Source organism: Cytobacillus sp. GQ23 (genome assembly GCF_059758675.1).
In genome coordinates this window covers 1-14,071 of the sequence record NZ_JCAXER010000031.1, presented here as the reverse complement: position 1 = coordinate 14,071, position 14,071 = coordinate 1, and the positions used below count along the sequence as shown (strand labels likewise).

Sequence of the window (14,071 nt, the reverse complement as noted above, 5' to 3'; positions counted from 1 at the left end):
TTGGCATGATTTTCTATGATACTATACACTATAGTTTGTTTACCGTGGGAGGAGGTAAGGGATGAATCGGATCTTCCGGAATACCATCTTTTATTTATTAATATTTTTAGTCATTATTGGAGTTGTCAGCTTCTTTAATGGCAACAATGAACCAACGGAGCACATCTCTTATAATAAATTTGTTGATCATTTGGAAAGCGGCGATGTTACGTCCATTTCCCTTCAGCCTGAGAGAGGTGTTTTTGAAGTACGGGGTAAGCTTAAGGGATATGAGGAAGGCAAATTCTTCCTGACTTATATCATGAACAATGATAATATCCTTGACCGTGTGGACCAATTAGCCCAGACATCAGATGTTGATGTTATGCCGGCTAAGGAAACAAGCGGCTGGGTTACATTCTTTACGTCAATCATTCCTTTCATCATCATCTTCATTCTATTCTTCTTCCTGCTGAATCAGGCGCAGGGCGGAGGCAGCCGAGTGATGAACTTTGGCAAAAGCAAAGCCAAGCTGTATGATGAAAGCAAAAAGAAAGTGCGCTTTAAAGATGTTGCAGGCGCCGATGAAGAAAAGCAGGAGCTTGTTGAGGTCGTTGAATTCCTTAAAGACCCGCGCAAGTTTGCTGAATTAGGAGCGAGAATTCCTAAAGGGGTTCTTCTTGTAGGACCTCCGGGAACAGGTAAAACCTTGCTTGCACGGGCAGCTGCCGGTGAAGCGGGCGTTCCGTTCTTCTCTATAAGCGGTTCTGATTTCGTTGAAATGTTCGTTGGTGTGGGTGCTTCCCGTGTCCGCGACTTATTCGAAAATGCGAAAAAGAATGCGCCATGTATTATTTTCATCGATGAAATTGATGCTGTAGGGCGTCAGCGTGGTGCCGGCCTTGGCGGCGGACATGATGAACGCGAGCAGACCCTAAATCAGCTTCTTGTTGAAATGGATGGATTTGGAGCAAATGAAGGAATTATCATCATTGCTGCCACAAACCGACCTGATATTCTTGACCCGGCATTATTGCGTCCGGGACGTTTTGACAGACAGATTACAGTTGACCGCCCGGATGTCAAAGGCCGTGAAGCAGTGCTTAAAGTACATGCCCGCAACAAGCCTTTAGATGAGTCGGTTAACTTAAAGAGCATTGCAATGCGCACTCCTGGATTTTCAGGTGCAGACCTTGAAAATCTATTGAATGAAGCAGCGCTTGTGGCTGCCCGCCGCAATAAGAAAAAAGTCGATATGGAAGATATCGATGAAGCAACAGACCGCGTTATTGCTGGACCAGCCAAGAAGAGCCGTGTTATTTCCCAAAAGGAAAGAAACATTGTTGCCTTCCATGAAGCAGGTCATACAGTCATCGGTTTGGTGCTTGATGAAGCAGAGATGGTTCATAAGGTTACAATCGTGCCTCGCGGCCAGGCCGGCGGATATGCGGTTATGCTTCCAAAAGAAGACCGCTACTTCCAGACGAAGCCTGAGCTTCTCGACAAAATTGTCGGATTGCTTGGCGGACGTGTGGCTGAAGAAATCGTCTTCGGTGAAGTAAGCACAGGTGCCCATAATGACTTCCAGCGTGCGACAGGCATTGCCCGCCGCATGGTAACCGAATTTGGAATGAGCGACAAGCTAGGACCATTACAGTTCGGTCAGTCTCAGGGCGGCCAGGTATTCCTTGGACGTGACTTCCATAATGAGCAGAACTATTCAGATGCAATCGCATATGAAATCGATCTTGAGATCCAGCGCATAATCAAGGAATCTTATGAAAGAGCAAGAAAGCTCTTAACAGAAAACCGTGATAAGCTGAATCTGATTGCAAATACCTTGCTTGAAGTTGAAACGCTTGATGCAGAACAAATCAAGCACTTATCAGACCATGGCAGACTGCCTGACCGTTCAGCGACTTCCATTTCAACAGATGAAGATGTGAAAGTAAACATTAGCATCAAGAAAGACGATCCTGCTGAAACAGGCGAAATCACTGAAACAAGGGAAGGCTCAAGTCCAGCTGAAGCGGATGTGCCACCTGCCATCGACGAAGAACGCAAAGACAGATAATCATCGAAAAGCGCCTCCAGGGGCGCTTTTTTTTGCCGCAAAATATCAATTCCCAGGCTGCCCGGAATTTTCGATTACACGAATCAACAGCAGTTGTGATATGATGTTTTCAGTGAAAAAAAGCGTTTTAAATAATCATAAAGTGGTGAGAATGGTGATCTTTGTTTTCGACGTAGGGAATACGAATATCGTTCTGGGTGTCTATGACCAAGATGAATTAAAGCATCATTGGCGAATTGAAACCAACCGGAATAAAACAGAAGATGAATACGGGATGATTGTGAAGTCTCTGTTTGAGAATGTAAATCTTTCCTTTTCAGATATAGATGGCATTATCATTTCCTCTGTAGTGCCGCCAATCATGTTTTCGCTTGAAAGAATGTGCCAGAAATACTTCCGTGTAAAGCCCCTTGTGGTGGGGCCTGGAATCAAAACAGGCTTAAACATCAAGTATGAGAACCCCAGAGAAGTAGGGGCAGACCGCATTGTCAATGCTATAGCGGCCATTCATGAATATGGAAGCCCGTTAGTTATTGTCGATTTTGGAACAGCCACTACCTATTGCTATATCAATGAAAATAAGCAGTATATGGGCGGAGCCATTGCCCCGGGAATCGGGATTTCGACAGAGGCTCTTTATTCCCGTGCAGCGAAGCTTCCAAGAATAGAAATTGCCCGTCCTGACCATATTGTCGGAAAAAATACCGTATCTGCCATGCAGGCTGGAATTCTATATGGTTACGTCGGCCAGGTTGAAGGAATTGTCAAAAGAATGAAAGATCAGGCTGACGAACAACCGACTGTCATTGCTACAGGCGGCCTTGCAGGGCTCATCGCACAGGAGTCGGATATTATCGATGTTGTGGATCCTTTTTTAACTTTAAAGGGTCTGCAGATTATTTATAAACGAAATATGGAAAACATAAAAAAATAGTACTTTTTGAAATTCGAAAATTGTCTTGCGCAAGCGTCTACCCCCTCGAGGTATCGGGGGTGGGCAAGGCGCTTGCGCTTTTCGTGGAAAGGAGCAAAAAATGAGCGATTATTTAATTAAAGCACTTGCATATGATGGACAAGTCCGTGCCTATGCATCCCGTACCACCGAAACAGTTGGAGAGGGCCAGCGCAGACATTATACATGGCCAACCGCATCAGCTGCTTTGGGAAGAGCCATGACGGCAGGCGTGATGATGGGTGCCATGCTGAAAGGCGATAACAAGCTGACCATAAAAATTGAAGGCGGCGGTCCGATTGGCGCCATTCTGGTAGACAGCAATGCAAATGGAGAGGTGCGCGGATATGTAACAAATCCGCAGACGCACTTCGATCTGAATGAGCAGGGCAAGCTTGACGTGCGCCGTGCGGTCGGCACTGAAGGGACCCTGACTGTCGTGAAGGACATCGGAATGAGGGAACACTTCACAGGACAGGTCCCGCTGATTTCCGGAGAACTTGGGGAAGACTTCACTTATTACTTTGTTACTTCTGAACAGGTGCCTTCTTCAGTTGGGGTGGGTGTTCTCGTTAACCCTGACAACTCCATTCTTGCTGCAGGGGGATTCATTCTGCAGCTCATGCCGGGAACAGGTGAAGAGACGATTACTTTAATTGAGAACAGACTGAAAGAAATTCCGCCTGTATCGAAATTGATCCAGCAGGGCTTAACGCCTGAAGAGCTATTGGAAACAATTCTTGGCAAGGACAATGTAAAGTTTCTTGAAAAGCTTCCTGTGTCCTTTACCTGCACATGTTCAAAAGAGCGTTTTGCGAATGCGATCATCAGTCTCGGAGAAGAAGAAATCCAGCAGATGATCGATGAAGATGGCCAGGCTGAAGCTGCCTGCCACTTCTGCAACGAGAAATATCATTATACAAAAGAAGAACTGGAAGAATTAAAGACCGAAGTAAATTGAAAAGATAAGCGTTTGCCGGTCTCCTAGGTTCGCCTGAGGCCGGGGCATGCGCTTTTGTTTTTTGAACTTGGAGAAATGTCCAGCTTCAGTGCCTGCCCTTCGAGGCATTGGGAGGGTAAGGTGCTTGCGCTTTTCTTAGGGGGAGGAGTACTTGGAAAAGAGACTGCTTTTAATAATCATTGCCGGTTTAGTACTGCTGAATCTTATCACATTGGCCTTTTTGCTTTTTAAAGGCGATGGCAGCGGGGAAGCAGTCGCAAAAATCGGCGGAGAAAAGATCACCCGCCAGGAATGGCTGAGTGAGATGGAAACAAAGTACGGAAAAAGCACCTTAAGCGAACTAATTGATCAAAAGGTCATTGAAGAAGCCGGGAAAAAATACGGGGTCAAGATCTCTGATAAGGCAGTAGAGCTTGAGCTGAAAATGGTCAAGACGATGTACGGCGGCAATTTCACTGATGAGATGAGTGAAGACAAATGGCGCAGGCAAATAAAGAACAATCTTATTCTTGAAGAGCTGCTGACGGCAGATGTCTCTGTCTCAGAAGAGGAAATGAAGAGCTACTATAATGAGAACAGCAGCCAATTTCATGTACCTGATACCTATCACATCTCTCAAATCATTGTGAAAACAAAAGAAGAAGCAGAACAGACATTGAAGGAGCTGAAAGAAGGCTCCAGCTTCTCTGTGCTGGCGATGGAACGATCGATTGATGAATTCACTGCTAACCAGGGGGGGAATGCAGGGTATGTCAGTGAAGATGATGAACATATACCGGCTGAAGTCTTTAAACAGGTCAAAAAACTTAAGCCCGGCAAATGGACCAAGCCGATTAAAACAGAAGATGGCTATGCGATTGTCATGCTTCACGAGCATTTAAAGGGAGAAAAGTATTCCTTTAAAGAGGTAAAGAACATGATTCGCCGCCAGATTGCTCTTGAGCAGATGGATGTTCCTGTCTCTGCCAAACCATTCTGGAAAGAGACCGATGTGGAATGGTACTATGGTGAGCAATAAATAAAAAAACGCGGAGTGAATTCCGTGTTTTTTTCTGCATAAAATGAGTATCATGAATAGAGATGGGTAATTGTCTATAATGACAAAAGTATGAATTTTCTTTTAAATACGGAGCAATTTCGTTGACATTCCCATTGGAAGTTGGTAAATTTATATTAAACCAATAAAAATAGTCGGAAATAAGGAGTGGGGAAAATGGTACGTGTAGCAAATTCAATTGCAGATCTTGTTGGGCATACACCAATTGTGAAACTAAACCGTTTAGTTGATGATAATAGCGCAGATGTTTATCTGAAATTGGAATACATGAATCCGGGGAGCAGCGTTAAAGACCGTATTGCCTTGGCAATGATCACCGCAGCAGAGAATGATGGCAGTCTTAAGCCAGGTGATACCATCATTGAACCGACAAGCGGAAATACAGGAATCGGATTAGCCATGATTGCCGCAGCAAAAGGCTATAAAGCCGTTCTTGTAATGCCGGAGACAATGAGTATGGAGCGCCGCAACCTGCTTCGTGCATACGGTGCTGACCTTGTCCTCACACCTGGACCGGAAGGAATGGGCGGTGCAATCCGCAAAGCGCAGGAGCTTGCAAAGGAGAATGGCTATTTCGTGCCTCAGCAGTTTGAAAACCCTGCGAACCCTGAAATTCACCGTTTAACAACAGGACCTGAAATCACAGAGCAAATGGGCGACCAGCTGGATGCTTTTATTTCTGGAATTGGAACAGGCGGAACGATTTCAGGAGCCGGCCAGGTACTTAAAGAAAAATATAAAGACATCAAAATTTACGCAGTAGAGCCAACTGATTCACCTGTCTTATCAGGCGGAAAGCCTGGCCCGCATAAAATCCAGGGAATTGGAGCGGGATTTGTGCCGGATACACTTGATACGAAGATTTATGATGAAGTGATCCAGATTTCGAACGATGAGGCATTTGAATATGCCCGCCGCGCGGCCAAGGAAGAAGGAATTCTTGGCGGGATTTCCTCCGGTGCGGCGATCAGTGCGGCTCTGAAGGTGGCAAAAGAGCTTGGCAAGGGCAAGAAGGTTCTGGCCATTCTCCCAAGTAACGGCGAACGTTATTTAAGTACTCCTTTATACCAATTTGATGCTGAATAATTGATAGAACAGCGGTCTTCGATGGCCGCTGTTTTTTGTTGTATCGGGAACGGCAAAAATTGGTGAGTATACGCTTCAGCTTTTGTTAATAAAAATTATGAAAGCGTGCCCTGTATCATGTATGATGAAAAATGAGAACTATATAGGGGTGACTTTCAATGAAGCATCTACAGATCCACGCAAAGAAAATACCATATACATATAACCATTTTTTCCGTACATACCGCTCGCTGTCCGAGGGATTGCCGCATCATGTTTTGCTGGAAAGCGGACGGGGCGGCAGATACAGTATTGCAGCTCTTGAGCCGGATGCCATTTTAACAGGCAAAAATTCAAAACTTGAAATTGCTGCAGACGGCGAAAAACAGGTGCTTGAAGGCAACCCCCTTCACCTGATGCAGGAATGGCTGAACCAATATAAAGCAGATAAGCTTGAAGAACTTCCTGACTTTCAGGGAGGTGCAATTGGGTTCATCAGCTATGATTATGCACGCTATATCGAAAAGCTTCCAAATGAAGCACGGGATGATCTGCAAATACCTGATATCCACTTTTACATTTATAAAGAATGCTTTGTCTTTGATCATGAAACTGAAATGCTATGGCTTATTCTCTTATATGAAAAAGGGGAGGAGCATTCCATTGAGGAACGGGCAGAGAATTGGGAGCAGAGATGGAAGAAGGATAGCGGAGAGCCTTCTGAGGCAGCGGGATGCAATGAGCCAGAACATGCACTTGGTGTATCCATGAATGAAGAAGAATTCCAGTCTGCTGTCCGGAGTGTACAGGACTATATTTCACAGGGAGATGTCTTTCAGGTGAATCTCTCGGTACGCCAAAGCCGCCCGATTCATATCCAGGCTATGGATGTATACGAGCAGCTGAGAGTGTTGAACCCTTCTCCGTACATGGGGTATTTCCACACGCCAGCCTACCAGCTTGTGAGCGCATCGCCGGAATTGCTGATTAAGAAAAAAGGAAACACCGTCAGCACGAGGCCAATTGCCGGGACAAGATCCCGTGGGAAGGATCATGAGGAGGACCTCAAGCTCGCCAATGAACTGATTGAAAATGAGAAGGAGCGTGCAGAGCATGTAATGCTGGTGGACCTGGAGAGAAATGATTTGGGAAGAGTCTCCAAATATGGGACTGTTGAAGTGGATGAGTTCATGGTCATTGAAAAATACTCTCATGTGATGCATATCGTTTCCAATGTAAAGGGAGAGCTTGCTGACGGCAAGAATGCAGTTGATATTATTGATGCTGTATTTCCCGGGGGAACGATCACAGGTGCTCCTAAGGTGAGGACCATGGAGATCATTGAAGAGCTTGAACCGGTCACAAGGGGACCATACACCGGCTCTCTTGGCTGGATCAATTTCAGCGGCGACCTGGAACTGAATATAATTATCCGCACCATGCTTGTTAAAGATGGACAGGCTCATGTGCAGGCAGGGGCAGGCATTGTCATAGACTCCAATCCGAAAAATGAATACAAAGAGTCGCTGAAGAAGGCGATTGCTCTATGGAAAGCAAAAGAACTCGCAGAACAGGCAAAAGGGGATCAGCTATGATTTATATGATCGATAATTACGATTCTTTTACGTATAATCTCGTGCAGTATCTCGGTGAATTAGGAGAAGAGCTGGTTGTCAAAAGAAACGATGAAACATCGATTCATGAAATAGGCAGTAGGCAGCCGAAGTTCCTGATGATCTCGCCGGGGCCGTGCAGTCCGAATGAAGCAGGCATCAGCCTGAAAGCCATTGAAGCTTTTGCAGGCAAAATCCCGGTCTTTGGCGTTTGTCTGGGACATCAGTCGATTGCTCAAGTATTCGGAGGCGATGTGGTGCAGGCAGAGCGCCTGATGCATGGAAAAACCTCTGACATTTTTCATGATGGGAAGACCATATTTAAAGACCTGCCCAATCCTTTTCCAGCTACCCGCTACCATTCGCTGATTGTTAAAAAGGAGTCACTGCCGGATTGTCTTGAGGTTTCGGCATGGACAGCCGAGGGAGAGATTATGGCCATTCGCCATAAAGACCTGCCTGTAGAGGGTGTCCAATTCCATCCGGAATCTATTATGACCACAGCCGGAAAGGAACTCCTCCAGAATTTTATTCAGCATTACAAAGCCTTACTGCAGGCAGAGGGGCTGTAAACTTTGTATATTTATATGAATGGGGAAGTTGTCAGGAAAGAGGAGGCCATGATCTCTCCTTTCGATCATGGCTTTTTATATGGAATGGGGCTGTTTGAGACGTTCCGTGTCTACAATGGGCATCCCTTTTTATTGGACGACCATCTGGAGAGGCTGAATCGAAGCCTTGAAGCCATAAACATCGAAGCCAGCTTCACCCGGGAACGAGTGCTCGCTGCCCTGGAGAAGCTGCTTGAGAGAAACGGATACGATAATGCCTATATCCGAATGAATGTGTCAGCGGGAAACGGAGAAGTTGGTCTGCAGACAACCCCTTACACAAATCCGAATACGATTATTTTCTGCAAACCGCTTCCGTCAAGAAGCAGAAGCGCAGAAAAGCAGGCAGTGCTGCTTGAGATTCCCCGCAACACTCCTGAAGGGGCAGAACGTCTGAAGTCCCACCATTTTTTAAATAATATTCTGGCAAAAAAAGAAGCGGGGGACGATCCTGGCACGGAAGGGATCTTTTTGACCAGGGATGGCTATCTGGCAGAAGGAATCACATCAAATTTATTCTGGATTTGTGATGGCCATCTATTTACCCCGTCTCTTCATACCGGCATACTTAACGGCATTACTAGGAAATTTGTGATCAGGCTTGCCGGGAAGCTGGGGATGAATGTGCTGGAGGGCATGTACAGGCCGGAAGCTGTACGGAATGCGGATGAAGTTTTTGTCACGAATTCCATCCAGGAAATTGTGCCAATTTCATCTTTTGACGGCCATTCAATGCCAGGGATATCCGGGAAGAAAACATCGGAGCTCCAGATGCACTATGAAAAGCACTGTGAACACTTATGGAGCAGGAAAGAACTACAGGAGGATTCATAATGTCTAATACAACCATTCAGTGTGGGCCATATACGTTGGATTACGAGAAGAAAACCATTGTAATGGGAATTTTAAATGCAACGCCTGACTCTTTTTCGGATGGAGGCAAATACAGCCATCAGGATCTGGCAGTCAAGCATGCTATCGAGATGGTGGAGAACGGAGCGGATATCATCGATGTAGGAGGAGAGTCAACACGTCCGGGATTTGATCCGGTTCCTGCAGACGAAGAGCTGAAGCGTGTTCTTCCTGTGATTGAGGCAATTTCCAAAGAAGTGGATGTTCCGATTTCGATTGATACCTATAAAGCTGATGTCGCCAGGCAGGCCGTTGAAGCCGGTGCCCATATTATCAATGATGTGTGGGGAGCTAAAGCGGATCCTGAAATGGCATCAACAGCAGCAGAAACAGGAGTTCCGATCATCTTAATGCATAATCGCAAGAACATGGAATACACATCCTTTTTCCGTGATGTTATGAATGACTTATACGAAAGCATTGCGCTTGTAAAGTCTGCAGGTGTAACAGACGAGAATATTATCCTTGACCCGGGCATCGGCTTTGCCAAAGACTTGAACTATAACCTGGAAATGATGAGGGATTTGGACAAGCTGGTGGCTGTCGGGTATCCTGTGCTGCTTGGCACATCGAAGAAGCGGATGATTGGAACCATTCTGGACCTTCCGGTTGAGGAGCGGACAGAAGGAACGGGGGCAACGGTCTGCTATGGCATTCAAAAGGGCTGCCAGATGATCCGTATCCATGATGTAAAGGAAATGAGCCGAATGGCTAGAATGATGGACGCTTTAATGGGAAAAGGTGAATACGATGGATAAAATATATGTGAATAGAATGGAGTTTTATGGATACCACGGTGTTTTTCCGGAAGAAACACGCCTTGGCCAGCGCTTTGCTGTTGACCTGACTGTGGAAGTAGACCTGAAAAAGGCGGGGGAAACAGATAATCTAGATGACTCCATTAACTATGGTGAGCTGTATACAGTGTGTAAAGAGGTTGTGGAAGGAAAGCCATATAAGCTGGTTGAAGCGGTAGCAGAAAAGCTGGCAGCAGAACTTCTTTCCCGTTTCCCGCTCATACTGCAGCTGACGGTCAAAGTGATCAAGCCGGATCCGCCGATTCCCGGCCACTATCAATCAGTAGCTGTTGAGATTACAAGAGGCAGATCATGAGGACCACTGCTTTTATTGCGCTCGGCTCGAATATCGGCAGCCGTTTTGACCACCTGAAGAAAGCAGTTGAGATGGTTGATCAGCTTCCGGAAACTGAAGTGGTAAATACTTCATCTGTTTATGAAACAGATCCGGTCGGTTATGAAGATCAGGAGCAATTTTTAAATATGGCAATCCAAATTTCTACCGGCTTAAATCCCTTTAAATTGCTGGATGCATGCCTGGATATTGAATTGAAGCTTGGGAGAAAAAGGGAAATCCATTGGGGCCCACGGACAATAGACCTTGACATTTTACTGTATAGTCACGAAAATATTGAAACAGAGAAGCTAATAGTTCCTCATCCTCGGATGCATGAAAGAGCATTTGTCCTTGTTCCTCTTTTAGAGATTGATTCCAGCATCAGGCTTCCGAAGATGGAGCGGCCCTTAATTTCAATACTGGAAGACATACCTGACAGAGAGGGAGTACGGATATGGAAGCAGAAAAATGGGGAAGACGTATTCGCGCTTTTCGAAAGCTAAAAGGATTTACGCAGGAGGGATTTGCAAAAGAGCTGGGTGTATCGGTTTCGATTTTAGGGGAAATTGAAAGAGGAAACCGCATGCCTGCACCGGCTTTAATCGAGCAAATCGCCATGGCGCTAAAAGTGACACAGGAAGAATTGGCTCCGAGACCGGAGCAAGATTAATATATATGTTTGATCAAGTATAAAGGGAGGTGCAATGATGTTTAAAATAGGTGATATCGAGCTGAAAAACCGTGTGGTACTTGCTCCGATGGCCGGAGTATGCAATTCTGCTTTCCGCCTGACTGTTAAAGAATTCGGAGCAGGGCTTGTATGTGCTGAGATGGTCAGCGACAAAGGCATTGTCTTTCAGAATGAAAGGACAATGAACATGCTTTATATTGATGAAAGAGAAAAGCCGCTAAGCCTGCAGATTTTCGGAGGCAAAAAAGAAACACTTGTAGAAGCGGCGAAATTTGTAGATCAAAATACGAATGCAGATATCATCGATATTAACATGGGCTGCCCTGTCCCTAAGATCACCAAATGTGATGCAGGTGCCAAGTGGCTTCTGGACCCAGATAAAATCTACGAAATGGTTTCTGCTGTAACAGCTGCAGTGGAAAAGCCGGTTACCGTAAAAATGCGGATGGGCTGGGATGAAGATCACATCTACGCTGTTAAAAACGCGCAGGCAGTTGAACGCGCAGGGGGAAAAGCGGTAGCCCTCCATGGCCGTACGCGCGTCCAGCTGTATGAAGGGCAAGCGAACTGGGATATTATCCGTGAAGTAAAGCAGAGCATTAACATTCCGCTGATTGGGAACGGTGATGTGGAAACACCCCAGGACGCCAAGCGCATGCTTGATGAAACAGGCTGTGACGGTGTGATGATCGGCCGGGCTGCGCTGGGAAACCCTTGGATGATTTACCGTACTGTTAAATACCTGGAGACCGGGGAATTAATGGGCGAGCCTTCTGTACGCGAGAAAATGGATGTGTGCATCCTTCATCTGGATCGCCTGATTGCATTGAAGAACGAGCATATAGCAGTCCGCGAAATGAGAAAGCATGCTGCGTGGTATCTGAAAGGAATCCGCGGGAATGCGAAGGTCCGCAATGGAATCAATGAATGCAATACAAGAGATGAATTGGTGACACTTCTTAATGCTCTTGCCATTGAAGCAGAAGAAAAAGAAAGAAGCCAAATACCGGCTGTTTAAGCTGCTTAAAGTTTGACAGGCTGACATTCTTTGCCTATAATACTTTTGATAAATGGAAACTGCCAGTGCATGAACTGGCAGTTTTTATTCTATTTAACTATTTAGGATGTCTGATTTACCATGTTTGTGTAAAATAATAGAGATATACATTTTTGAAGGATCGCAGAATTGTGCGTACATAAAAAGATTTACAAAATGGAGATGATTTCAGTGAGCCAGAGTCATGAAGAATTAAATGACCAGTTGAAAGTAAGACGCGAGAAAATGAACAGCATGCGCGAACAGGGAATGGATCCTTTCGGAAAACGTTTCGACCGTTCACACCAAAGTAATGAACTGATTGAGCATTATGGTGAGCTTGAGAAGGAAGAAATTGAAGAAAAGAACGTTTCTGTTACACTGGCAGGGCGCATCATGACCAAGCGCGGAAAAGGAAAAGCCGGATTTGCTCATATACAGGATTTATCAGGGCAAATTCAAATCTATGTCCGCAAAGACGCAGTTGGAGAAGAAAGCTACGCCGTTTTTGAGACTGCGGACCTTGGAGATATCGTTGGAATCAGCGGAAATCTCTTTAAAACAAAGGTAGGCGAACTGTCTGTTAAAGCGGAGGAATTTGTCCTTCTGACAAAATCCCTGCGTCCGCTTCCGGATAAGTTCCACGGATTAAAGGACGTTGAGCAGCGCTACCGCCAGCGTTACCTGGATCTTATTATGAGTGAGGAAAGCAAACGGACCTTCATTACAAGAAGCCGCATTATCCAATCCATGCGCCGCTACCTTGACAGCCATGGCTATCTTGAAGTTGAAACTCCTATGATGCATTCCATTGCAGGAGGAGCTTCTGCCCGCCCGTTTATTACTCACCATAATGCGTTGGATATGGAGCTTTATATGCGTATCGCGATTGAACTTCATCTGAAGCGCCTGATTGTGGGCGGCCTTGAAAAGGTCTATGAAATTGGCCGGGTATTCCGTAATGAAGGTGTATCTACACGTCACAACCCTGAATTCACTATGATTGAATTATACGAAGCGTATGCTGACTATAGAGATATCATGAGCCTTACTGAAAACCTTATTGCACATATTGCCCAAGAAGTGCTTGGTACAACTACTGTGCAATACGGCGAGTACGAAGTGGATCTAAAGCCTGAATGGAAAAGGCTTCATATGGTAGATGCCATTAAGGAATACACAGGGGTAGACTTCTGGAAAGAAACAAGCAAGGAAGAAGCCCAGCAGCTTGCCAAAGAACATGGCGTTGAAATCAAAGACAATATGGAATATGGTCATATTGTTAATGAATTCTTCGAGCAGAAGGTTGAAGAGAAATTAATTCAGCCTACATTCATCTATGGACATCCTGTTGAGATCTCGCCGCTTGCGAAGAAAAATGAGGAAGACCCTCGCTTTACCGATCGTTTTGAATTATTTATTGTAGCCCGTGAGCATGCAAATGCCTTCACTGAGCTGAACGATCCGATTGACCAGCGCGAGCGCTTTGAAGCACAGCTGAAAGAACGTGAAGAGGGCAATGATGAAGCTCATATGATGGATGATGATTTCATTGAAGCTCTAGAATATGGCATGCCGCCAACAGGCGGACTGGGCATTGGCATCGATCGTGTTGTCATGCTGCTGACAAATTCACCTTCTATTAGAGATGTTCTGTTATTCCCGTTAATGCGCCATCGTTAAAATTCAATAAAAAAAGGCAGAGTACAATGCGTACTCTGTCTTTTCTGTTATATGGGGAGTACAAATAATGCGTTTTTCCGGGCAGAATAATGGGAATATTTTTTCTTTCATTTTTGCGTATAAAAAAGATAAAAACATGTTGCATGTTGTCCTGTGAGGTGATATATTTATATTCGTTGCTGCAAGACAGCGACTTACGAAAAAAGATTTTAAAAAAAGTTATTGACTCAGATGATTGAATCTGATAAGATAATAAAGTCGCTCTTGAGCGGCGGATTGGTCTTTGAAAACTGAACGAACATA

Annotated in this window: 14 protein-coding genes; all 14 read left to right on the top strand. The window is 45.2% G+C overall.

Features of this window, described 5'->3' with window-relative positions; translation table 11 throughout:
• The first annotated feature begins 61 nt into the window (after window positions 1-61).
• The 14 genes from ftsH (at window position 62) to lysS (ending at window position 13,768) form a co-directional block, all read left to right on the top strand.
• The gene (gene ftsH, locus AC6CHU_RS21545; protein WP_159870008.1) at window positions 62-2,053 is read left to right on the top strand and encodes an ATP-dependent zinc metalloprotease FtsH; all 1,992 of its coding nucleotides are present in this window, start codon (window positions 62-64) and stop codon (window positions 2,051-2,053) included.
• 154 nt (window positions 2,054-2,207) lie between these two features.
• Window positions 2,208-2,987: a type III pantothenate kinase gene (locus tag AC6CHU_RS21540; protein WP_201306604.1), complete on the top strand. Its 780-nt coding sequence runs from the start codon at window positions 2,208-2,210 to the stop codon at window positions 2,985-2,987.
• A 100-nt stretch (window positions 2,988-3,087) separates the two neighbouring features.
• A complete protein-coding gene (gene hslO, locus AC6CHU_RS21535; protein WP_159870011.1) occupies window positions 3,088-3,966 on the top strand; it encodes an Hsp33 family molecular chaperone HslO in 879 nt (292 codons plus the stop codon).
• Between the two features lie 151 nt (window positions 3,967-4,117).
• Window positions 4,118-4,984, top strand: a complete 867-nt coding sequence (locus AC6CHU_RS21530; protein WP_251284661.1) for a peptidyl-prolyl cis-trans isomerase — start codon at window positions 4,118-4,120, stop codon at window positions 4,982-4,984.
• A 195-nt stretch (window positions 4,985-5,179) separates the two neighbouring features.
• Window positions 5,180-6,109, top strand: coding sequence for a cysteine synthase A (gene cysK / locus AC6CHU_RS21525; RefSeq protein ID WP_159870017.1), 930 nt, complete (start codon window positions 5,180-5,182; stop codon window positions 6,107-6,109).
• A 158-nt stretch (window positions 6,110-6,267) separates the two neighbouring features.
• Complete coding sequence (pabB, locus tag AC6CHU_RS21520; RefSeq protein ID WP_159870020.1) at window positions 6,268-7,683, top strand: aminodeoxychorismate synthase, component I; 1,416 nt, start codon at window positions 6,268-6,270, stop codon at window positions 7,681-7,683.
• Window positions 7,680-8,273 (top strand): aminodeoxychorismate/anthranilate synthase component II, encoded by a 594-nt coding sequence (gene pabA / locus AC6CHU_RS21515; protein WP_159870023.1) that lies wholly within the window; start codon window positions 7,680-7,682, stop codon window positions 8,271-8,273. The genes pabB and pabA overlap by 4 nt, the downstream gene beginning before the upstream one ends.
• Before the next feature lie 3 nt (window positions 8,274-8,276).
• Window positions 8,277-9,146: an aminodeoxychorismate lyase gene (gene pabC / locus AC6CHU_RS21510; RefSeq protein WP_498122760.1), complete on the top strand. Its 870-nt coding sequence runs from the start codon at window positions 8,277-8,279 to the stop codon at window positions 9,144-9,146.
• Window positions 9,146-9,982, top strand: a complete 837-nt coding sequence (gene folP / locus AC6CHU_RS21505) for a dihydropteroate synthase (RefSeq protein WP_159870029.1) — start codon at window positions 9,146-9,148, stop codon at window positions 9,980-9,982. The genes pabC and folP overlap by 1 nt, the downstream gene beginning before the upstream one ends.
• Complete coding sequence (gene folB / locus AC6CHU_RS21500; protein ID WP_498122759.1) at window positions 9,975-10,337, top strand: dihydroneopterin aldolase; 363 nt, start codon at window positions 9,975-9,977, stop codon at window positions 10,335-10,337. The genes folP and folB overlap by 8 nt, the downstream gene beginning before the upstream one ends.
• Window positions 10,334-10,861 carry a 2-amino-4-hydroxy-6-hydroxymethyldihydropteridine diphosphokinase gene (gene folK, locus AC6CHU_RS21495; protein WP_159870035.1) on the top strand — a complete coding sequence of 176 codons (528 nt, stop codon included), beginning with the start codon at window positions 10,334-10,336 and terminating at the stop codon, window positions 10,859-10,861. The genes folB and folK overlap by 4 nt, the downstream gene beginning before the upstream one ends.
• On the top strand, window positions 10,813-11,028 hold the full coding sequence (locus tag AC6CHU_RS21490; RefSeq protein WP_159870038.1) for a helix-turn-helix domain-containing protein: 216 nt from the start codon (window positions 10,813-10,815) through the stop codon (window positions 11,026-11,028). The genes folK and AC6CHU_RS21490 overlap by 49 nt, the downstream gene beginning before the upstream one ends.
• Window positions 11,029-11,065: 37 nt before the next feature.
• Window positions 11,066-12,067, top strand: coding sequence for a tRNA dihydrouridine synthase DusB (dusB, locus tag AC6CHU_RS21485; protein ID WP_159870053.1), 1,002 nt, complete (start codon window positions 11,066-11,068; stop codon window positions 12,065-12,067).
• Between the two features lie 210 nt (window positions 12,068-12,277).
• On the top strand, window positions 12,278-13,768 hold the full coding sequence (lysS, locus tag AC6CHU_RS21480; RefSeq protein ID WP_311315961.1) for a lysine--tRNA ligase: 1,491 nt from the start codon (window positions 12,278-12,280) through the stop codon (window positions 13,766-13,768).
• The last annotated feature ends 303 nt before the right edge of the window (window positions 13,769-14,071 follow it).

Excerpts from the sequence above, each read along its gene's own strand:
- folB (WP_498122759.1), top strand. The coding sequence starts at position 9,975 with ATGGATAAAATATATGTGAATAGAATGGAGTTTTATGGATACCACGGT.
- folK (WP_159870035.1), top strand. The coding sequence starts at position 10,334 with ATGAGGACCACTGCTTTTATTGCGCTCGGCTCGAATATCGGCAGCCGT.
- dusB (WP_159870053.1), top strand. The coding sequence starts at position 11,066 with ATGTTTAAAATAGGTGATATCGAGCTGAAAAACCGTGTGGTACTTGCT.
- ftsH (WP_159870008.1), top strand. The coding sequence starts at position 62 with ATGAATCGGATCTTCCGGAATACCATCTTTTATTTATTAATATTTTTA.
- pabA (WP_159870023.1), top strand. The coding sequence starts at position 7,680 with ATGATTTATATGATCGATAATTACGATTCTTTTACGTATAATCTCGTG.
- folP (WP_159870029.1), top strand. The coding sequence starts at position 9,146 with ATGTCTAATACAACCATTCAGTGTGGGCCATATACGTTGGATTACGAG.
- cysK (WP_159870017.1), top strand. The coding sequence starts at position 5,180 with ATGGTACGTGTAGCAAATTCAATTGCAGATCTTGTTGGGCATACACCA.
- pabB (WP_159870020.1), top strand. The coding sequence starts at position 6,268 with ATGAAGCATCTACAGATCCACGCAAAGAAAATACCATATACATATAAC.
- AC6CHU_RS21490 (WP_159870038.1), top strand. The coding sequence starts at position 10,813 with ATGGAAGCAGAAAAATGGGGAAGACGTATTCGCGCTTTTCGAAAGCTA.
- hslO (WP_159870011.1), top strand. The coding sequence starts at position 3,088 with ATGAGCGATTATTTAATTAAAGCACTTGCATATGATGGACAAGTCCGT.